Source organism: Sphingomonas radicis (assembly GCF_051400635.1).
Classification (GTDB): Bacteria; Pseudomonadota; Alphaproteobacteria; order Sphingomonadales; family Sphingomonadaceae; genus Sphingomonas.
Genome location: NZ_JBLFFG010000002.1, coordinates 465597 through 484449, shown reverse-complemented (window position 1 = coordinate 484449; position 18853 = coordinate 465597). Strand labels below are relative to the sequence as shown.

Sequence of the window (18853 nt, the reverse complement as noted above, 5' to 3'; positions counted from 1 at the left end):
TGCCCACGATTGCAATCGACAGCAAGTTGCGAGGCTGCAAATCTGATGAAGATCAAGATCGGCGAGCTTGTTTCCGGAGCCGATATCAGGACCAGGGCGATCGTTATTCAACAGAAGACCGGGCGCCCCTGCCCAATTGGAGTTGACGGCTGACGTCAGAGCAAGCCTGCTTGCCTGGCTGGAGGGTAGCCCCCGTTTGATGCTGAACTTTGTTCTGCGACCAGCGACAGGGGTGGGCACGCCCAGAGGGATAGCGGCGCGAGTTTCGATCGTGCACGAGTTCAGTCAGCCGATGGAATGAAGGCGCTCATACTCGATGGCGATCTCGGCAAGCACCGAAAGCGCCAACGCCTGCGGCGTACGGCTCCCCGGCAGGGCGACGCCGGGACGACGCGCAGCGGCGAGCGTCATGTGGTCCTCGCTCAAATGATTCCGACTCTCTGACCGCCGGAGGGCGGGAGCTTGCCCGGGTGCGGGTCTCAAAAACGATCTCCTGACGGGCGCCGGGCCGACCGCCCGAGCCTTTCGAACCGAGGCCTGTCGCCTGTTCATGGCTGCGCGTTGCAGGTGCTCCCAGGACGAGTTCTACAGCAGATGCTCGATACGGACGGGCATGCGGCGGATACGCTTCCCAGTGGCATGAAAGATGGCATTCGCGATCGCGCCGGACGCCCCAGCCAGGGCCACCTCACCCAAGCCTTTGGCCCCTGTTGCGTTGAGGAGCGGATCGGGCCGATCGATGAAGGCGACCTCGATCTCGCCGACATCTGCGTTCACCGGGACGACGTAATCGGCGAGGTCATTGTTTAGCCAGCCACCGTATCTCGGGTCGACTTCCGTTTCCTCGCGCAGTGCCGATCCGATGCCCCATATCACGCCGCCGCGAACCTGGCTTTCCGCGGTGCGCGGGGAGATCACACGGCCGCAGTCGACCACGCTGACCACCCGCGGTACTCTCACCCGCCGGGTCCGCGGCTCGACATGAACTTCCGCGAAATGGGCGATATAGCTGAAAGTGGTGAATTTCGGATATTCGGGTCCGGCCAGCGCGTAGCCATAGCCACGCAGTCCCTCCAGCACCTTCGAGTCTTGGCCGGGAGCGAGAGTCGCCACCTCGACCTCGATATACGGCCGCCGAACAGCCGCGAGCTGGCGATGCAGGTTGCCGCGGATCTGCCGCCCGGCGAGCAGTTCGGCAAAGGCGGCCTTCAGCTTCGCCGCCGCGGCGTCGACTGCGGGAAGCACGCTGGCGGTGCCCCAAGAGCCAGCGGTGAGGTGCTGCGGAATTGCCGCGGTATCGCCGATCCGCAGGTCGATCTTGTCCGGATCGATGTCGAGCGCACGCAGCAGCGCGGCGGCAATCACCGTGCGAATACCCTGGCCCATTTCATGCGCGGATACCGAGAAGCGCGTGGTGCCATCCGCCGCGACCCTCAGCTTCGCCATATTGGCGCTAGTGATCGCCGGATAGGCGCCGCAGCCGACACCAAGGCCCACCAGCGTTCCGTCGGGCAGCACCATCGAACCCGGCTCGGGGCTCCTTCGGCTCCAGCCGAAGCGTCGCGCGCCTTCCGCGATGCACTCATTAAGGAACCGCGACGATAGCGGGTTGCCGTTGATCGGGTCCACGGTCGCGTCATGTGCCAGGCGGAAAGCGACGGGATCCTCGCCCAGCTTGTATGCCAGTTCGTCCACTGCACCTTCGAATGCGAAGGACGCGGGATGCGGGAACGGCGCACGCATATAACCCGGGTTCTGGGTGTCGATCCGCACATTCGCCGCGGTTCCGTGATAGTCGGCGATGCCGTACATCTGCGGCTGGGACTCATGATATTCGGGCGGAAAATGGCCGAAGCGGGATTGCTGGTGGTCGGCGTCATATTCCACCGCGATCATCTTGCCGCCCGCGTCGGCGCCGATCCTGATCTTGTGGCGGCTGCGCGGGCGGAACGACGCATTGTGGAACACCTGTCCGCGTGGCATCACCAGCTTGACCGGCCGCCCGAGCAACATCGCTGCTCGCGCGACCAGTGGAGCCTGTCGCTGCGGGGTGCCTTTCTGGCCAAAGCCACCGCCGATATAGATCGACTTCACGTCGATGGCGGCGGGATCGATCGCGAGTGCCTTGGCGACGTTCGCCTTCACCACCTGTGCGCCCTGTGCCGCTTCGTAGATGGTCAGCCGCCCGCCGGACCAGACCGCGACGGTCGAAAGCAGTTCGATCGCATTGTGATGCTGCGCCGGGCAGTCATACTCGACCTCGACGATAGTCGTAGCGCGCTGCATCGCGGCTTTGGCATTGCCGGCTTCGGTCGGCTCGACCGGCTGGTGCACCGCACCGGTGCTGGTGATCGTCGGGGAGAAGGACGGCGCGGCCGCGTATCGGGCGCGGATCGCCTCGGCGCCCTCGATTGCGGCCTCGATCGATTCGGCGACCACCAGCGCGATCGGTGCGCCGCGATAGGCGATCTCGGGCACGATCGTCGGTGTGGCGGGCGCCGCACCCAAGCCCTGCGCGCCGGGCGGCGGTGGCGCCGGCTTGCCGAAATCGGCCGCCGTCAACACCCGGACGACGCCCGGCACCTGCAGCGCGTCGTCGGTCGAGACCTCGACGATCCGGCCCCTGGCGATCGTCGCCGGCACCGCCATTGCATAGAGCATGTTCGGCAATTGGACGTCTGCGCTATAGACGGTGCGTCCGATGACCTTGTCGCGCGCGTCGAAGCGGGCGCGATCTTCAAAGGGAGCGGCGGGCATCAGGCGGTCCTTTCCGCGGCAATCATTAGTGCATCGGCGACGGTGCGCGCGCCGAGCTCGAGCTTGAAACCATTGTGCCGGCCCCGGCGCGCGCCGCTGAATGCGGCGCGCCCGGCAGCGAGCGCGGTTTCGCGTGTCAGCTGCTGGCCGGCGAGCAACCGCTCTGCTTCGGCAGCGCGCCAGGGACGGGTGGCGACGCCGCCCAGCGCGACATGCGCCCGTCGAACTCGCTCGCCGTCCATGTCGAGTGCTACCGCCGCGGACGCGAGCGCGAAGGCGTAGCTCTCGCGATCGCGGATCTTGTGATAGGTCGAGCGGCGCCCGGCGGGAGTCTTGTGCACCAGGATTGCGGTGATGATCTCGTCCGGCTGAAGTGTGAATTCCAGATGCGGCGTATCGCCCGGAGGCCGGTAGAGCTCGGCAACCGGAACCGTTCGCGCTCCAGCCGAACCAAAGAGTTCGACCGACGCATCAAGCGCCGTTAGCGCGACGGGCCAGTCGCCCGGGCTGACCGCGGTGCACGCCTGGCTCTGACCCAGCACCGCCTGGCCGCGGTCGAGCCCATCGATCGCCGCACAGCCGCTGCCCGGATCGCGCTTGTTGCAGGGATAGACGCCGACGGCGGAGGGGTTGCCGGTTCCATTCCTGAAGTAGATGCATCGCGTGCGCTGGAGCAGATTGCCGCCCACCGTGGCCATGTTACGCAATTGCTGCGACGCTGCCTTCCAGAGCGATTCCGTGAGCACGGGATAGTCACGCGAGACGGTTCGGTCCGCTGCAACCACACTCATCGGTGTGAGCGCGCCGAAACGCAGCACCTCGCCGCCGGTCTCGATCCGGTCGAGCCCCTCGATCCGGGTTACGTCGATAAGGTGGCGCGGGCGAGCAATGTCGAGCTTCATCATGTCGTAAAGCGAAGTTCCGCCCGCGATATAGCTCGCGCCAGGGCCGACACGCCCGAAGGCGGCGATCGCTTCCTCGACAGTCCGTGGGCTTGCATAGCTGAACGGCTGCATCAGGACCTCCGCATCTTGCGGGCGGCGTCCTCGATTGCGCCAACGATGCCGACATATGCGCCGCAGCGGCAGATATTTCCGCTCATATATTCGCGGATCCGCTCCTTCGAGGTCGCGTTACCCTCCTGCACCAGTGCGACGGCAGCCATGATCTGGCCGGGCGTGCAATAGCCGCACTGGAGCGCATCATGATCGATGAATGCCTGCTGCATCGGGTGCAGTTGCTCGCCGTCGGACAAGCCTTCGATGGTAAGCACTTCGCGGTCCTGCACCTTTGCCGCGAGCGTCAGGCAGGAAGCGACGCGCCGGCCGTCGACATGCACGGTGCAGGCGCCGCACTGGCCATGGTCGCAGCCTTTTTTCGTGCCGGTGAGACCCAGCCGCTCGCGCAGCAGATCAAGCAGCGATGAACGGGCATCAATTTCCGCTTCGAAGGGCTTGGCGTTCACGGTGGTGCTGAGCCGAAGGCGATGGACGACGGGCAACGCGGGCGCTCCGCCTGGCTGGCCGCTGTCCTGCGCCGCCGCCGGCGCGGGAGCAAGCGGTGCAAGCGCAAGTACGACACCCCCCTGCAGAGCGTCACGGCGACTTACGGTGAGTGCATCGAGATGCAAATGAGCATGAGGAGATGTGTCGTCGTCGGCCTGATTCATGGATCATCCTCCTGCGTATGACATAGCTATTCAGGCTGCTGGACGGGATATGTCGCGTCGTCCGGAAGTTTGTCGCGATCGTCCGGCGACAGTAGTCTTAACATCGACGCGGCAAGCGCCTCCGCTAGGGTGGCGCCTTTGAAGATGCGCCCGGCGGGCGATGTGTTGAATGAGGCTGACTTGGACGCGATCGATCAGGTGCTCGAGGGTCTGAAGCTGCGTAGCTCGGTATTCTCCCGCATGGAGCTCACCGAGGGCTGGGGCTTCGCGAAGGACTGCCTCGGTGGCGCCCCATTTCACTTCGTACTCGAGGGGGAAGCGTGGGTCGGTCACGACGAGGGCGACCTCGTGCGACTGAGCGCTGGCGAGATGGCCATCCTGCCGCGCGGTGAGGCTCACCTGCTTCTCTCGGCGCCGGACGCTGAAGCTGCGCCCTTCCATCGGCTCGCCTCCGACATGGGCTTGCCGAACTGGCGGCCGGGCATCCACATCAAGCCCCACATCCTCCGTTTTGGGCCGGCGGGCCCGGCGGTCACGCGATTGTTGTCCGGCATATTCGAGTTCACCGACCGCCGGCGAAATCCGCTGCTCTCGGCGCTTCCAGACCTGTTGATCCTGCGTGGTACGACCGACCGCACACGGGACACGATCAAGGCCATAGCGAAGACGATCGATCACGAGATCGAGGCGGGCGCGCCCGGCGCTCGCCTGGTGGCTGCGCGGCTTGCCGACTATTTGTTCATCGAAGCGGTGCGCGAACGCCTCGCCTGCAGCGGGCGCGAGGATGCAGGGTGGCTGCAAGGGCTCAGTGACCCCGTGGTCGGTCGCGCGCTGTCGCTCATGCACGCGGAGCCGGCGCGCCCCTGGACGGTCGGCGTGCTCGCGGCCGAAGTCGGAGCGTCCCGCTCGCAATTTGCCGAGCGCTTCAGCCTGCTCGTCGGCCGGGGTCCGATCGAATATCTCCGCGACTGGCGCATGTTCGTGGCGGCCGGACACCTCGGTGAAGCCCGTTTGTCGCTCAAGGAGATCGCGAAGCTCGCTGGCTATCGCTCGGGAGCGGCGTTCGGGCGGGCATTCAAGCTGTGGGCCGGCGAATCGCCAGCCGCCGTCAGGCGAGCCGGGCGAGTAGGTGCCGACGCTGAAAGGACAACCTGAACCAGGGGGTCATCCCGGTCGCGGTGCCGGGTACTGTTCGGAGACGACTTGCCCACCCAGGCCATCACAACTCACGCCCAAGCCGCGCGTCGATCGACATGCAGCCGCCCCCGCGCATGGCAATGAACAGCGCAACGAAGCCGAGGATCAAGGGATATTCGATGCCGCGATCTATCCATGGATAGGTCGGTGCGAGCGCGATGCAGATCGCGGCTGCCTGGATCGCGAACATCGGGGCGACGAAGCGGGTTGCGAACCCAAGAGCGAGCGCAATCCCGCCGAAGGCCTCCAAAATAGTTACGCACCAGGCGAGCTCGGGGGCAAAGGGCAGCCCCAGCACGTTGGCGATCAGGCTGGTCGAACCTTGCAGCGGATCGGCCATCGAACCGTGCGGAGTGCCGGTGAGCTTCGGAATTCCGTGCGTTACCATGGTTAGCCCGAAAGCGAGCCGAAGCAGCGCGTAGGCGGCTTGCTCGCCAGCGCGATATAAGGGGGCGAGGCCCGGAAAGATGAGGCGGCTCAGCGAGCCGTCTTTAGTTCTGGACCGAGAGGTGGGCATGCTACGAACCCTTTCGCCAATGTGCAGCCGGCAGAAGCGCCGATGGGTTCACCGCGTCGCCTTTGCACAGGTGACGCCCGCCTCCGGGACGACGATCTGCCGGGACGCAGTCATCGAGCGTGGTTGCTGGAAGGCTTGGTGCAAAACGCGTCAAGTGGCTGGACCTGTCGACGATTGGCCAGCTTTGCTTATATCGCCTGCCGGTAGGAACGGCAGCGATCGTGTCGCCCTGCCGGTCAAGGTGAGGAGCGCATTGGCGACGGCGGGCGCGATCGGTGGCACGCCAGGCTCTCCCATGCCGCTGGGGCGGCTGGCGGATCGGATAACGTGTGTCTCGACGGCCGGCATCTCGTTCATTCGGAGAACGGGATGCGTGTCGAAGTTGGTTTCCTGAACGACGCCTTTGTCGAGCGTCATCACCCCGTAAAGCGCCGCAGACAGGCCGAAGCCGATCCCGCCCTCCATCTGCGCCGCAATCTGGTCCGGCGACACGGCGATACCGCAATCGACGACGGCGATCACGCGCCGAACCGTCGGGCGACCCTGGTCGAGGCGCACCTCCGCAACCTGACCAATGACGGTCCCGAAGGTTTCATGGACGGCAAGCCCTCGTGCCCAGCCCGGTTCCAGCGGGGTGCCCCAGCCGGCCTTCCGGCACAGCGCGTCGAGCACCGCGATTTGCCGCGTCGCCCCGGCCTTTCGATAGAGCGCACGGCGGTATTCCGCAGGGTCGCGCCCCGCTCGCCGGGCGAGCTGGTCGATGATGTGCTCCATCACCATCGCGGTGTACGAATGGCCGACCGAGCGCCAGAACGAGACCGGGACCGGAAAGCTGGGGCTGAAGAGCTTGCCGTCTACGCTCGATGCGCTCGCCAGATAGGGCGAATTGGCGATACCCTCGACCGCCTGCGGATTGCCACCGAAGGGCACGAGCGCCTGACAAACGCTGCGGAAGCGCCAGCGCGCGGGAAGTCCGTCGGCGCCCAGCTGCACCGAGGCACGATGATGCGACATCGGCCGGTAATAGCCGCCCGCCATCTCGTCCTCGCGCGTCCAGATCAGTTTGATCGGGCGCCCGCTCGTCCGCCTGGCGATCCGCACCGCTTCGACGACATAGTCCGAGGTTGGCCCGCCGCGCCGTCCGAACGAGCCGCCCGCCGGCACCACCTCGAGATCGACCTTACCCGGAATGGTTCTCGCGATCCCGGCGGCATAGACCTGGTCGACGGTGGGCAGATGCGCACCCGAGGTGATCGACACATTCCAGCCCTCTACCTGGGCCACGCAATCGAGCGTCTCCATCGGCACGTGTGCGAGATAGGGAAAGTCGAACGCGAACTCGGCTATCGCACCTGTGAAGGGCATAGCTGCATCCTCGCCCTTCATTGCGAAGTCGGCGGGCTCGAGATCGGTGCGCCCTGCCGCGATCTCGTGATAGTGGCGGACGATCTCCGGGGTCGACCGCGTCTCCGCCTTGCTGTCGTCCCATTCGATACGCAGCGCGTCGCGCCCTCGCTTCGCCGGGAAGCTGTTCTCGGCGATCACTGCAACCCCGGTCTCAATTGCGAAGGCGTCGACAACACCTTTGACTTTTCGCGCGTCGGATATGTCGAACCGCGCGAGCCGCCCGCCAAAGCGCGGGCTGTGCGCAACCATCGCGACGAGGAGTCCGGGGCGTCGGACGTCCTGCGTATAGACCTGGGCGCCGGTGATCTTGGGCAGCACGTCCTTGCGCCGTACGCGATCGGTGCCGATCAGCCGATAGTCCTTCGCCTGCTTGAGCATCGGCGACTGCGGCGGTGTTCGGCGCGCGGCATCGGCCAGCAGATCGGCAAAAGGCGCGGTACGATTCGAGGCGGGGTGCGAGACGATGCCGTCACGCACCTCGATCAACCGCGGCGGCACCTGCCAGCGCAGTGCTGCCGCCTCAACGAACATCGCGCGCGCCGCCGCGCCCGCCGTGCGCATCTCGTCCCAGTTTGAAGACAGTGACCGGGAACCGGCGGTTATCTGCATGCCATAGGCGCGGAAGTTGCTGCGCGCATCGATCACGCGCACCCGGTCCCAGTCGGCATCGAGCTCTTCGGCGATCAGTGCGGCGATGCCGGCATGGATGCCCTGGCCCAGTTCCTGCTGCTTGTTCACGATCGTGACCCAGCCGTCGGGTGTGATGCGGATGAAGGAGCCGAAAGCGCTCGGCTCGGGATCTGTCCCGCCGCCGCTCAGAAGTACGCCGCCAAGCTCCATCGGGTGCGTCGCCGCATAGCCGACGACGAGCGCGCCTCCGACCAGCGAACTCCCCAGGATCATGCGACGGCGCGTCATCTGAAGACGCGCCTTGGGCGGCGATTGCTCGGTCATGCGACGCTCCTGTGTGGCGGGGGGCTCAGGCTGGGCATTGCGCACCCGTTTTGAGCCAGGCTGCGATGATGGCGCCGAACTCTGCCTGGGTGCCCGGGGCGGGAGTGCGCTTGCCGCCGGGATGCCATGCCCAACTCACCAGCTCGTCCTGCGCCATGTGATGAAGTAGCTGTTCGCGGGTCATGTGCGAGCGGTTGGGGTCGAGTATCTGGCGGCAGATCTCGCCGAGCGTCTTGCCCTGCCAGGCCATCTCGGTCGGCGCGAGCTTCCACTTGGGACTCCCGGGCACGCCGGAGGCTTCGAAGTTCTTGTCGCGGTGGCACGTCGAGCAGCGCAGCGTGACCTCGCCGGCATCGTCGGGGCCGCGCGACACCGAGGGGAGGTGCGGCCGCATGGCATCGGTCTGGGTGGGCCGATCGGTGCGGGGATGGCAGTTCATGCAGCGCGGATGCTGAATCACCCGGCCCGCCTCTTGGAACAACGCAACCGAGCGCGCTTGCAGATCCGGGATCGTGGAAAACGATGCCACCGGCCGCAGATGGGTCAGTTCCGTCCGCTTCGGTGCCGCCTGTATGGATTGCGGCTCCGGCAGAGTGCGCGGTCGGAACGCGATCGCCAGGGCGAGCAGCAGTGCCGCCACGACAAGCGCGGCGAGTGGCAGGCAGCCAAGCCGGAAGCGGCGCCGCCGCGGCTCGTCGGCGCGGGATCGCCGCCACCAGCTCATGCGGCTTTAGTCTTTCCCGCGGGGGACGCGGCGGCGTCGTGGATCGCGGCACGAATGCGATTGTAGGTGGCACAGCGGCAGATGTTGCCGCTCATCGCGATATCGATGTCCTCGTCCGTCGGGTTCGGTTTGGCGCGCAGCAGTGCGACGGCGCTCATGATCTGCCCCGACTGGCAGAAACCGCACTGCGGCACGTCCCGCGCCAGCCAGGCGGTGCGCACCGCTTCCGCCTCAGGTCCCGCAACTGCCTCGATGGTAATGATCCTGGACGCTGCGGCGATCTCGAGCGGCAGCGAGCAGGATCGCATCGGCTGCTCATCGATATGCACCGTACAGGCCCCGCATTGGGCGATGCCGCAGCCATATTTCGTGCCCGTCAGTCCGAGCGTGTCGCGAAGCACCCAAAGCAACGGCGTCTGGCCGTCATCGTCGACCTGGTGCGTCCGTCCATTCACATGCAGATTGAAGGCCATCGCAAACTCTATTCAAAGGAGAATGACCAAGACAGTATGGCGGAGCCGGCCGGAACGGGAACGCCGGATCCTTCAGAAGACTTGCCCGATCCTGCAGGTCCGCGTCTGTGCTGGTCACGCCTCTCCGGTTGGAAGTGGTGTTCTCCATGGGCGTTTAGAAGTGATAGGAGAGGGTCAGGCCGCCCAGCGGCTGCCAACGGCTGCCTTGATCGGTGATCGGGCTGTCGGCTGCGCCTCCGACGAGGTAATTGGCGCCGAGCCGCCCAATCACGCCCCAGTGTCGTGTGAAAGAATAGCCGGCGCTGAGACCTGCACCGACATCGCGAAATCCCGATCCGGGCCGATATGCGGGCAGGCCGCTTCGAATCGCATCAGCCGGCGCGATCCCGAAATAGGTACGCATATAGTCGGCATTCGCCCAGGTCGTCTGCACATCGAACGACAGGAACGTGTCCGCCTTGCGTACCGCGGCGTAGCTGGCACTCGCCGTCGCGAGGAGCCCATCATACGTTCGCGAGACATCGTGAACGAGCGAGAGTTCCGTCACCACCGAACCCTGGCCAAGCTGGTCGCCGCCGAACCGGTACCCGACGAAGCCACCCGCCTCGACGGCGACGTCGATGTCCGGCAAGGCGCCCACGGGTCCGTCGACGTCCTGCCGGTGCAGCCGGGCACCAATCACCGGCCCGATCGAAAGACGCGGATCCGACGCCAAGTCGATGCGACCGCGAAGACCTCGAAGTTCGAGGGTCACTCCGCGGTACCGAATGTCGCCGACCAGGAAGGGTATGGCGCGGAGATTGTCGGACCCGTCATATTCGGCCGCTACGCCGGCGCCCAATCCAATCTGGCCGCGGGGAGAGCCATCGTCGGCGGGCACTTCCTGCGCGACTGCGAAACCGGGCAGGAATGCGCCACAGGCAATGGTCATACGAAGCAACAGGCGCATCGTCATTTGTCCTTCTGATACGAGTGGGGGCCACCGTGGACGGCTGTTGGGGGCGCAGTCGTCCACGGTGACCAGGACGCCGCGGGGCTGCGTCGGCGCCTTGCTGATCGGGGAGGCGTTGGGCTGGCGCCTCGCCAGCCCTAGGAATTCAGCCTTTTCCGAGCGCGGTCGGCCCATTGACGGTGCTGTCCAGCGCATAGGATAGCAAACCGGTGACGGGTGCATTTGCATCCCAATTCAGTTGCGATTTGCTCTCGTGATTCGTGCGATGATTACGATGCAAAAAAGCGAGTGCTCGCGACGTCAAAGAAAGGAGATAGCAAGAAGAAGCGCGGATAAATGAAGATCAGCCGCCATGTTGCTGGGATATTGCTCGCCGATTGCTGAGAACTACTAGCAAACGAGCTGATTTCACCTCTTGACGTCTGGGGCATGTGCGGCATAATTCGCGTACCTTGGCTTGATCTGGCACGCTCAAGCTAGAAGGATCGGTCCATGACCAGAATGCCGAATACCGCAGAAATCTTGCCTTTTCCTGCAGGCGGAGTCGATGGACCTCGCGTGCAGACGCCGCCGGCCTTGATGTCGGCGGTCATGGACCTCGTCGAAGCGCGGGGCGGGGGGCAAGGCCGGTTCGACACCGGCATGCCGGGCGTCAATCTCGTGCGCTCGTTCCAGACGATCATGCCGGTCCCGAACATGTATCGGCCCTCGCTGTGCGTCGTCTTCAAGGGCGCAAAGGAGATCCTCTTCGGGGGAACGACGCTCAACTACACCGAAATGGAATGCCTGATCGTCAGCGTCGAGATCCCGGCGATCGGCCGCATGGTCGGGGCAACGCCAAGCTCGCCTTATCTCGGCATGACGATCGAGTTCGACACGGCCATCCTGCGCGACGTCATGCAGCAGCTTGCGTCGCCACCAGTGCCGAGCACTGCTTCGAGTTCGTGTGTGTTCGTGGGCAAGGTGGATGAGCCGCTGACGGAGTGCCTGACCCGCCTGGTTCGTCTGATGCAGAACGTCGAGGCCATCCCCGTCCTGTTTCCGGCGATCATGCGCGAACTCTACTATTGGCTGTTGACTGGCCCCTATGGGCCCGAGATCGCCAAGCTGGCGCTGCCCGAAACGCATGCCGAGCGCGTCGCCAGCGCCATCAACTTCGTGCGGGATCATTTCAACGAGCCGCTCCGGGTCGAGCAATTGGCCGAGATCGCGCGGATGAGCCCGTCCTCCTTCCATCACCATTTCAAGACGATGACGTCTATGACGCCGGTGCAATATCAAAAGCAGCTGCGACTTCTCGAGGCGCGACGGCTGATGCTCTCGGATGCAGCCAATGTTTCCGAAGCCGCTTATCAGGTCGGATACGAGAGCGCGTCGCAGTTCAGCCGTGAGTATACACGTTCGTTCGGCGTGGCGCCCAAACGCGACGTTACGAACTTCAAGGCGCTTCTTGCCCAGGCAACACCGCGATAATCAGGCGGCGCAGCAGCAGGCCTGTTGCGGATAGGAGGATTGGGCAAGTAACTTCCCGGTTCGGGCATGGAGCCTGGCCGTCGCAGACGTACCTTTGTCGAAGAATGCAAGGACAACTTCTTCGGCAAAGGCGAACTTCATGACACGTTGGACAGCGTCCGATATTCCCCCGCAGAACGGTCGTGTCGCCGTCGTGACGGGTACTGGCGGGCTGGGCTTTGAGGATGCCCTCGCGCTCGCCCGCGCAGGCTGCGAAACCATCATTGCCGGCCGTAACCCGCGCAAGGGCGCCGAGGCGATCGAGAAAATCCGTTTGCAGGTGCCTGCCGCACAGGTGCGGTTCGAGCTGCTCGATCTGGCCGATCTCGCATCGGTGGCCGCTTGTGCCGAGCGCCTGACACGCCAGCTCGACCGCCTCGACCTCCTCATCAACAACGCCGCGGTGATGGTGCCGCCGGATCGGCGGGTCACCGTCGACGGCTTCGAGCTGCAGCTCGGAACCAATCACCTCGGCCACTTCGCTCTGACGGCACGGCTCCTGCCACTGCTGCACCGGAGCGAGGCCGCGCGCGTGGTATCTGTATCCAGCATCGCGGCGCCGCGCGGGGTCATCGATTTCGACGATCTCAACGCCGAGAAGAGCTACGTGCCGATGGCTGCCTATGCGCAGTCCAAGCTCGCGAACCTGATGTTCGCCTTCGAGCTGCAAAGGCGAAGCGAGGCAAATGGCTGGGGCGTGGCGAGCATCGCGGCGCATCCGGGCGTCTCCCGTACCGACCTCATCCACAATGGCGCCGGTCCGAGCAGCATGCCCGGGCGACTCCGCTCCTATCTGCCGTTCCTTTTCCAGCCTGCTGCCCGCGGCGCGCTGCCGACGCTGTACGCGGCAACTTCGCCCGAGGCTGAGCCGGGGCGCTATTACGGTCCTGACGGGTTGGGCGGCCTGCGCGGGTATCCAACGGTAGCGAAGATACCCCCACAGGCGCTCGACTGGGGCGTCGCCGCGCGCCTTTGGGAGGAGTCCAAGGCGCTGACCGGCGCGCAGTTCGCGCTGGACGGGGAGGGATCGACCCCGCCTGTCCGGCACGGCGCGCATTCGCTCTGACATGCCAAGCCTCGGTCCCCACAGGCTCAAGGAAATACATATGCTCGACGTAACCAAAGCCTCAATGCTTGCGTCCCTTGCGATTTCTTCGATCGCGACAGCGCCTTCCTGTCAATGCCCTCGCGGATGACGGGAGATCTAAGAACTGGCTGGCTACGGCAGAACAACGTGCTCGCATGGGTGCTGCGGGAGCTAGGCGGCTGGAAATCGGAGTCGATGGTGCGCCGCTATGCGCATATGTCGGTGAAACATCTGGCGCCCTATGCCGACCAGCTGATTTTGAGGGCAAAACCGGTCACACCGCGCACTTCGGAGATCCGCCGCCGGCGCTCGGCGAAACCCTGAAAGCTGTCACTAGATGCGGGCTCAGGGTAGTGGTGAGTTATTGCGGCCGAAGTGCGCAGCCATAGCCGCATCGGCATACTAGCCGAGCAGTATTCGCATAAACGCATCACGCTCCCGAAGAGGAGTTGAATCGCCTGCCCGACGTAAAAAATCCACGGACAAATATGTGTTCGGCATGCCTAAATGGTTGCGCCGGTGACGATCTAAAGACCCGCTCGTTCTGTTTCCTCGAATCTCACTCACACGATGGGGCAAGAGAGGGTCAGTCCGCCGTCTGCAGCGCCACGATCCGTCCCGGGGCATCGCGCAGCTTGAAGTAGAGCTTGTCATCCTGTGGAGCGGGAATCCTGAGCGAGCGGTCGGTATAGCCTTGCGGTACCGGCACCGGCTTGTCGAACGCCGGTGTGGCCGCGACGCTTTCGATCAGGAACAGTGACTCGCCAGTCAGCACGCAGCCGTCGGCCGTGCTGCACTCCACGCCCGTGATCTTCGGGAGCCGCACGCGCGTGGTGAGGAGCTGCCAGTCGCTGGCCTCGCCTTCGCGTGCGAGCCGGAAGCGCAGCGGGCCGAACGCGGAGGGACCGAACACCGTCGGGTCCACCGTGGCGACCAGCACGTCCTGGCCCTGAAGCTGGAGGTTCGGACCGACGGCAAGCCGCAGCGGCTGCCCGACAGGTCCGGCGATCTCGATTGCGTCCTGAGGCGACAGGGTGGCGTTCGAAGCGCGGATCGAGAATATCAGGCGGGCGGTGTCGGGGAGCATCGTCTCCTCCGGCGTCAGCAGGCGTTGGCGCATCGCCGCCTCGGTCGCGATCACACTCTTGTCGAGCAGCTCGACGCGGACGCGGGGCGGGCGCACCGTCATCGGAAGGGTGAGCGTGCGGCCGTCGACCAGTGTCACTCGCGCCATCGCGTCGCCGCGCTGCGGGCCTTCTCCTTCGCCTGTGAGCCGCAGCCGGTCGACGGCCCCGTCGCGGACAAGGCCATCGGGCCGAAGCCTGAGGTCCCCGAGCTGGACGCTCGCTACTTGGTCGAGCCGCTGACCGGTGAGTTGACCCCAGCTATCGCCGGAATGGAACGCGAGTTCGCTCACGCTGCTCGCCTGTCGATAGGCGCGAAGGGAGAGGGTGGCCGGCGCGGCCCGACCGGCCTGGTGGATTTCGATCGCCACGTCGCCCGGCTGTGCATTGTTCAACGGCAGCGTCAGCGCCAGGCCGTTGTCGCCTTCGGTCGTGAACGCCACCTGCTGGGGCGCGGCATCACCCACCCGCATGGTGACGCGCGACACGCAGGCAGGTGCCGGGCCGGTGAGGACCAGCTTGTTCTCTCGCCCGATCACCAGGCTGGTTCCATCGCTTCCCGCCTTCCATGCCTCTGTTCCGGGGAACTGGAGCCGGAAGCCGGGTCCTTCGAAGGCGTGATATCCCCACATGCCGTGCAAACGGCCGTCGACGCTGCCTCGAAAGCCTTTCAGGTCGAGCGGCGTACGCAGCACATAGCCGCCACGGTCGGGACGAGCCTCCAGCGGTACGTCCACGCCGTTGAGCCGCAGCACCATGCTGCGCGCATATTCGGTCGCGTAGATCAGCGGCGCGCCTTCGACGGGAAGCGTCAGCCCCGGATCGGCCCCGCATAGGTGGGCGGCGTTGCTGGCGCGCAGCCGTGGCCGGCTGTCCGATCCGATTGCCGGCATCGAGGCCACGAGCACCGAACGCGGCTTGGCGAAAGACGGTGGGGTGTTGAGAAGGAGCGAGACATGCTCGCCCTCGCGCAGGCTCAACGCCGGCAGGTAGCGAAACTGCGGATTGCTGAACGCGCCGAACAACCGGGCGATGTCGCGGGCCACGGCGATATACTGGCTGTAATAGCCAAAGCCCGCCTCGCGCGTGTAGCTGAGCTGAAGGGCAAGATCGGTCGAGGCGCCCGCGAGCGTCGTCGCAACCGAGTTGCTGTGCATGTCGGCGAGGACCAGCGATTCGCGGTTTTCGAGGAGGCAGGCGGCCTGGAGCTCGACGACCTTCGCGAGGCACGCGGCATTCAACTTTATCGAAAGGCTCCGCGCCAGCGTGGGAGCGACGCTCTTCAGATGCTCGGGATCGCTGTTCTGCTGAGCGCGAATTGCTGCGATGAAGGCATCGAGGCGCGCGCGGTCGAGCGAGACCTGGTTGATTGCCTGGATCGAGCGCACGAACTCGCCGGGCCTGGCGCGTACGGCGTCGGCGATGCTGTCGGTCGCGCCACCTGTTTCGGGCACCAGGAAGACGACGAGCTGCCTCGCGCCCTCCGGCACGGTGAGGGTGAGCGCGCGGTCCTTGTCCTTGCGCTTCCACGTCTCTGCAGTGGCGATCCATTTCTTGGGCGGTGGATTGGTCGCGCCGCTGAGGAACGCCGAGACCAGAAGGAACCGCACACGCTGGTCCTCGGGCAGTTCGGCATGGATGACCAGCCTGTCGCCGGCGGCGAGATCGGGAACCTGCGCGATCGGCAGGGTGACGCCGTCGCGCGTCACCGTCACGCGCAATCCCGGTCCGGGCAGGTCGAACGGAGCAGGATCGGCGGCATGGGCTGGCGCGGAGGTCAGGCTGGCAACGAGCAACGCCGCGCCCGCTGCGCTCCGCAGCAGGTGCGGCATGAAGGTGGCAGAGATCATCTGTTCCTAAAAGCGCGGCGGGAGCCTGGGTTCAAGTCATAGCGCTGCATGCGACGCCCGGTCCGACCCCGGCCACGGGTCATCGCGTCTTTTCCCGCCCGCCGGCTTCAGCAGCAGCCGTATCCCGGGCGACGGGTGGCGTCTGTAGTTCCAGCCAGTCCTTCGCCGGCAAGCCGTAGAGCATGTCGAAGAACTCGAGTTGCAGTCGCGCGGCCTTATACTGGTTGCTGTTCCAAAGCATCACGATGCCGCTCTTGTCCGCCGGAACGAACAGGATCAGCGAGCCATAGCCGTTCACCGATCCGCGATGCCCGACCAGCGCGTGACCGGTATAGGTGAAGCTGCGCCAGCCCAAGCCGTAAGCGGCGTTCGTCAGCGCCAGATCCATCGATCCGCGCCTCCCGCGCGGCGGGGTCGACACCCTGGGGCGGTGCATCACCTCGAGCGCCTGGGCCGACAGCACCTGGGGCGCTTCGCCCAGCTGCGCCCGCATCCAAAGAACAAGGTCGCGGATCGACGAGTTGACGCCGCCCGCTGCAGGCACCCGATAATAGCTGTCGTCCACGGTCGTCGGCGTCTTGCCGTGATGGTGCGGCCGCGCCCAGCTCGCCGAGCCCTCCAGTCCCGCGCGCCCCACGCTCGCGCTGGTCATGCCCAGGGGTGCGAACAGCCTCGCCTGGGCAACGCGTGCATAGCCCTGCCCTGTTACGCGTTCGACGACCTCGGTTGCGGCATCGTAGGCAATGTTCTGATAGGCGTAGAAGCTCGCGGGCGGGCAATAGGCGGGCAGCGTGCCGAGCGCGGCGCGGAGCAGTTTCGGATCCTCGCCCGCTTCAAGCCGATCGTCCCAGGCGTTGCGAACCAGACCCAAGCGGTGGGAGAGGAGATCGGCCACCGTGGCCCGCCCGACGCCGCCGGGAAGCGTGAGCGTCGTACCCATCGTCGCCAGCGGAGTGTCGAGCGACAGCCTTCCCTCCGCTGCCAGAGCGGTGATCAGGGCGGATGCGACGCTCTTGGACAGCGATGCCCAGCGGAACACGGTATCGGGGGTGACCGGCTCGTGCGAGCCGGTAAGCGTCTCACCATAGCCCCGGAGAAAGCGTATCTGGCCGCGCTCCACTGTCCCCACTGCCAGGCCGACCATCTCCGGCTCCTGCATGAGCCGTGCGATCCGCTCTTCCAGTCGCCGATAGTCGACGCGCGACGGTCCGCCATCGGAAGCGGGGTCAGCCGGCTGACCCTTCTCGAGGGGCATCGCATGTTCATCGGGCGAAGCCGGTTTCGAGCTGGTGATGCCCAGCGTCGCTGTGGCGCCCGCCACGAGGATGAACCCCAGGACAGCGGTCAGCCGTGGCTTCCGGCGCATCCTGCTGAAAACGTGCACTCCCATGCCGATATTCTACGCGCGCTCCGATTGATCTGGGCAACTCTGTTTCGGTGGGTCAGGCGCAGAAAGCGGCCGCAAGCTGCGGAGACGCGGCTTGGCCCTAACCTTCGCACACCTCGTCGGGGGTTTCGAGTATCTCCTCCTGCGCGAATGCGATCGTCCGGCGGCACGAGCAAGCAGCGGCTTCGAGACGCTCGAAGTCGAGGATGTCGATGCTGCCGCGACGGCTGCGGATCAGGCCCGCGCGCTGGAGCGCCGACGAGGTGACTGCGATCGTCGAGCGCTGGACTCCGAGGATGTTGGCCAGCTCTTCCTGAGTCAGCGACAGATGGCTGCCGCGATGGCTGCGCGCCGAGGCATCGAGCAAGACCCGGCACATCCGGTTTTCAACCTTGTGGATGGCAGTGCAGGCGACGAGCTGGCGCGCTTCGACCAGCAGCGCTTCGATGTGCTTGTGGATCGCCACGCGCAAGTTCGACGATTGATCGAACAACTCGCGATAATGCGAGTCGCGGATGCGCCACGCCTCGCCTCCGATCTGCACCAGCGCGCGGCAGTAGCTCAGTCTGCTGCCACAGGCCTCGAAAGCGCCGAATGCCCCGTTACGGCCGACCATTCCGCCGCTGACGCTTTCCCCTTCGACACTCTCAGACGCCATGCAGATCAGTGCGTTCTCGGGAAACCATACCCAATGCACTGGCGCTCCGGTTTCCTGGAGGGCTTCGCCGCGGCTGAGTTCCACCCGCTCGATGTGCCGCGCGAACCTGAGGGCCACCGCGGGTTCGATCTGAGCGAGAATGTCGTTTTTGGGATTGAATGTCATTTGGTCCTCGCGCGCCCGGAGCGAGTCCGGATCATGTTCGGGTACATCAGCTCGGCCGTTTTGTCCGAATCGAAATGAAGGGTTTGGAACTGGCTCCGCTCACGGGCTGTTATGCGATGACGCCCACGCTGCACTTCCGGAGATGCCGAGCATGACTCTCAACGCGGAGGAGCACCCGCTCAAGGTGGATGTGCTCAATGGCGAGGTGGTCATGACCGGGCCGCGCGTTGCAATCGCGCTGCAGCCGGAAGCGGCCACCGAGACCGCCCGGCGGCTGGTCGCAGCCGCGGATCTCGCGATCGAGCAGGCGCGCAGGAGCGCCATTCAGAATATCGGACGCACGGCCTCCAACGACCTTGGTTAGCATCGTCGCGGCGGCGGCAGGCGAAGCGACGCAATGCTGCGCGATCTCTCAAGCTG

The 18853-nt window shown here is 65.4% G+C and carries 17 protein-coding genes and 1 pseudogene; 6 read left to right on the top strand and 12 right to left on the bottom strand.

Annotated features, from left to right (window positions below; translation table 11 throughout):
* Nucleotides 1-8: 8 nt before the first annotated feature.
* Nucleotides 9-184 (top strand): annotated as a pseudogene (locus ACMGDH_RS09230) (integrase); the annotation flags it as partial.
* Nucleotides 185-285: 101 nt separating this feature from the next.
* Here the strand turns inward: ACMGDH_RS09230 and ACMGDH_RS09225 are convergent.
* The 4 genes from ACMGDH_RS09225 to ACMGDH_RS09210 all read right to left on the bottom strand — a co-directional run bounded on the left by ACMGDH_RS09225 (nucleotide 286) and on the right by ACMGDH_RS09210 (nucleotide 4426).
* Nucleotides 286-411 carry a hypothetical protein gene (locus tag ACMGDH_RS09225; protein WP_436827649.1) on the bottom strand — a complete coding sequence of 42 codons (126 nt, stop codon included), beginning with the start codon at nucleotides 409-411 and terminating at the stop codon, nucleotides 286-288.
* 174 nt (nucleotides 412-585) lie between these two features.
* Nucleotides 586-2757 (bottom strand): xanthine dehydrogenase family protein molybdopterin-binding subunit, encoded by a 2172-nt coding sequence (locus tag ACMGDH_RS09220; RefSeq protein ID WP_436827648.1) that lies wholly within the window; start codon nucleotides 2755-2757, stop codon nucleotides 586-588.
* A complete protein-coding gene (locus ACMGDH_RS09215; protein ID WP_436827647.1) occupies nucleotides 2757-3773 on the bottom strand; it encodes an FAD binding domain-containing protein in 1017 nt (338 codons plus the stop codon). Before ACMGDH_RS09215 ends, ACMGDH_RS09220 begins: the two co-directional genes overlap by 1 nt.
* Nucleotides 3773-4426, bottom strand: a complete 654-nt coding sequence (locus ACMGDH_RS09210) for a (2Fe-2S)-binding protein (RefSeq protein WP_436827646.1) — start codon at nucleotides 4424-4426, stop codon at nucleotides 3773-3775. Before ACMGDH_RS09210 ends, ACMGDH_RS09215 begins: the two co-directional genes overlap by 1 nt.
* A gap of 180 nt (nucleotides 4427-4606) precedes the next feature.
* On the opposite strand from ACMGDH_RS09210, the gene ACMGDH_RS09205 reads away from it, so the two are divergent.
* Complete coding sequence (locus ACMGDH_RS09205; RefSeq protein ID WP_436827645.1) at nucleotides 4607-5581, top strand: AraC family transcriptional regulator; 975 nt, start codon at nucleotides 4607-4609, stop codon at nucleotides 5579-5581.
* 64 nt (nucleotides 5582-5645) lie between these two features.
* On the opposite strand, the gene ACMGDH_RS09200 is transcribed toward ACMGDH_RS09205, so the two are convergent.
* From ACMGDH_RS09200 to ACMGDH_RS09180, 5 genes are all read right to left on the bottom strand, one after another.
* A complete protein-coding gene (locus ACMGDH_RS09200; protein ID WP_436827644.1) occupies nucleotides 5646-6140 on the bottom strand; it encodes a DoxX family protein in 495 nt (164 codons plus the stop codon).
* Between the two features lie 150 nt (nucleotides 6141-6290).
* Nucleotides 6291-8501, bottom strand: a complete 2211-nt coding sequence (locus tag ACMGDH_RS09195) for a xanthine dehydrogenase family protein molybdopterin-binding subunit (protein WP_436827643.1) — start codon at nucleotides 8499-8501, stop codon at nucleotides 6291-6293.
* 25 nt (nucleotides 8502-8526) lie between these two features.
* Nucleotides 8527-9225 carry an Isoquinoline 1-oxidoreductase subunit gene (locus ACMGDH_RS09190; protein ID WP_436827642.1) on the bottom strand — a complete coding sequence of 233 codons (699 nt, stop codon included), beginning with the start codon at nucleotides 9223-9225 and terminating at the stop codon, nucleotides 8527-8529.
* Nucleotides 9222-9698 (bottom strand): (2Fe-2S)-binding protein, encoded by a 477-nt coding sequence (locus tag ACMGDH_RS09185; RefSeq protein ID WP_436827641.1) that lies wholly within the window; start codon nucleotides 9696-9698, stop codon nucleotides 9222-9224. The genes ACMGDH_RS09190 and ACMGDH_RS09185 overlap by 4 nt, the downstream gene beginning before the upstream one ends.
* Nucleotides 9699-9852: 154 nt before the next feature.
* Nucleotides 9853-10647, bottom strand: a complete 795-nt coding sequence (locus tag ACMGDH_RS09180; protein ID WP_436827640.1) for a MipA/OmpV family protein — start codon at nucleotides 10645-10647, stop codon at nucleotides 9853-9855.
* A 495-nt stretch (nucleotides 10648-11142) separates the two neighbouring features.
* Between ACMGDH_RS09180 and ACMGDH_RS09175 the strand changes: the two genes are divergently transcribed.
* From ACMGDH_RS09175 to ACMGDH_RS09165, 3 genes are all read left to right on the top strand, one after another.
* Nucleotides 11143-12123 (top strand): AraC family transcriptional regulator, encoded by a 981-nt coding sequence (locus ACMGDH_RS09175; protein WP_436827639.1) that lies wholly within the window; start codon nucleotides 11143-11145, stop codon nucleotides 12121-12123.
* Between the two features lie 94 nt (nucleotides 12124-12217).
* Nucleotides 12218-13228 carry an oxidoreductase gene (locus tag ACMGDH_RS09170; RefSeq protein ID WP_436827638.1) on the top strand — a complete coding sequence of 337 codons (1011 nt, stop codon included), beginning with the start codon at nucleotides 12218-12220 and terminating at the stop codon, nucleotides 13226-13228.
* A gap of 168 nt (nucleotides 13229-13396) precedes the next feature.
* Nucleotides 13397-13573, top strand: coding sequence for a hypothetical protein (locus ACMGDH_RS09165; RefSeq protein ID WP_436827637.1), 177 nt, complete (start codon nucleotides 13397-13399; stop codon nucleotides 13571-13573).
* 262 nt (nucleotides 13574-13835) lie between these two features.
* Here ACMGDH_RS09165 and ACMGDH_RS09160 read toward each other — a convergent pair whose 3' ends face one another.
* The 3 genes from ACMGDH_RS09160 to ACMGDH_RS09150 all read right to left on the bottom strand — a co-directional run bounded on the left by ACMGDH_RS09160 (nucleotide 13836) and on the right by ACMGDH_RS09150 (nucleotide 18433).
* The gene (locus tag ACMGDH_RS09160; RefSeq protein ID WP_436827636.1) at nucleotides 13836-16223 is read right to left on the bottom strand and encodes a hypothetical protein; all 2388 of its coding nucleotides are present in this window, start codon (nucleotides 16221-16223) and stop codon (nucleotides 13836-13838) included.
* A 79-nt stretch (nucleotides 16224-16302) separates the two neighbouring features.
* A complete protein-coding gene (locus ACMGDH_RS09155; RefSeq protein ID WP_436827635.1) occupies nucleotides 16303-17613 on the bottom strand; it encodes a serine hydrolase domain-containing protein in 1311 nt (436 codons plus the stop codon).
* Nucleotides 17614-17710: 97 nt separating this feature from the next.
* The gene (locus ACMGDH_RS09150) at nucleotides 17711-18433 is read right to left on the bottom strand and encodes a Crp/Fnr family transcriptional regulator (protein ID WP_436827634.1); all 723 of its coding nucleotides are present in this window, start codon (nucleotides 18431-18433) and stop codon (nucleotides 17711-17713) included.
* A gap of 151 nt (nucleotides 18434-18584) precedes the next feature.
* Between ACMGDH_RS09150 and ACMGDH_RS09145 the strand changes: the two genes are divergently transcribed.
* Complete coding sequence (locus ACMGDH_RS09145) at nucleotides 18585-18797, top strand: hypothetical protein (protein WP_436827633.1); 213 nt, start codon at nucleotides 18585-18587, stop codon at nucleotides 18795-18797.
* Nucleotides 18798-18853: the final 56 nt, after the last annotated feature.

Bases quoted from the DNA above. Each gene is read 5' to 3' on its own strand.
- ACMGDH_RS09225 (WP_436827649.1), bottom strand. From the start codon at position 411: ATGACGCTCGCCGCTGCGCGTCGTCCCGGCGTCGCCCTGCCGGGGAGC.
- ACMGDH_RS09220 (WP_436827648.1), bottom strand. From the start codon at position 2,757: ATGCCCGCCGCTCCCTTTGAAGATCGCGCCCGCTTCGACGCGCGCGAC.
- ACMGDH_RS09215 (WP_436827647.1), bottom strand. From the start codon at position 3,773: ATGCAGCCGTTCAGCTATGCAAGCCCACGGACTGTCGAGGAAGCGATC.
- ACMGDH_RS09210 (WP_436827646.1), bottom strand. From the start codon at position 4,426: ATGAATCAGGCCGACGACGACACATCTCCTCATGCTCATTTGCATCTC.
- ACMGDH_RS09200 (WP_436827644.1), bottom strand. From the start codon at position 6,140: ATGCCCACCTCTCGGTCCAGAACTAAAGACGGCTCGCTGAGCCGCCTC.
- ACMGDH_RS09195 (WP_436827643.1), bottom strand. From the start codon at position 8,501: ATGACCGAGCAATCGCCGCCCAAGGCGCGTCTTCAGATGACGCGCCGT.
- ACMGDH_RS09190 (WP_436827642.1), bottom strand. From the start codon at position 9,225: ATGAGCTGGTGGCGGCGATCCCGCGCCGACGAGCCGCGGCGGCGCCGC.
- ACMGDH_RS09185 (WP_436827641.1), bottom strand. From the start codon at position 9,698: ATGGCCTTCAATCTGCATGTGAATGGACGGACGCACCAGGTCGACGAT.
- ACMGDH_RS09180 (WP_436827640.1), bottom strand. From the start codon at position 10,647: ATGCGCCTGTTGCTTCGTATGACCATTGCCTGTGGCGCATTCCTGCCC.
- ACMGDH_RS09175 (WP_436827639.1), top strand. From the start codon at position 11,143: ATGACCAGAATGCCGAATACCGCAGAAATCTTGCCTTTTCCTGCAGGC.
- ACMGDH_RS09160 (WP_436827636.1), bottom strand. From the start codon at position 16,223: ATGATCTCTGCCACCTTCATGCCGCACCTGCTGCGGAGCGCAGCGGGC.
- ACMGDH_RS09155 (WP_436827635.1), bottom strand. From the start codon at position 17,613: ATGGGAGTGCACGTTTTCAGCAGGATGCGCCGGAAGCCACGGCTGACC.
- ACMGDH_RS09150 (WP_436827634.1), bottom strand. From the start codon at position 18,433: ATGACATTCAATCCCAAAAACGACATTCTCGCTCAGATCGAACCCGCG.
- ACMGDH_RS09145 (WP_436827633.1), top strand. From the start codon at position 18,585: ATGACTCTCAACGCGGAGGAGCACCCGCTCAAGGTGGATGTGCTCAAT.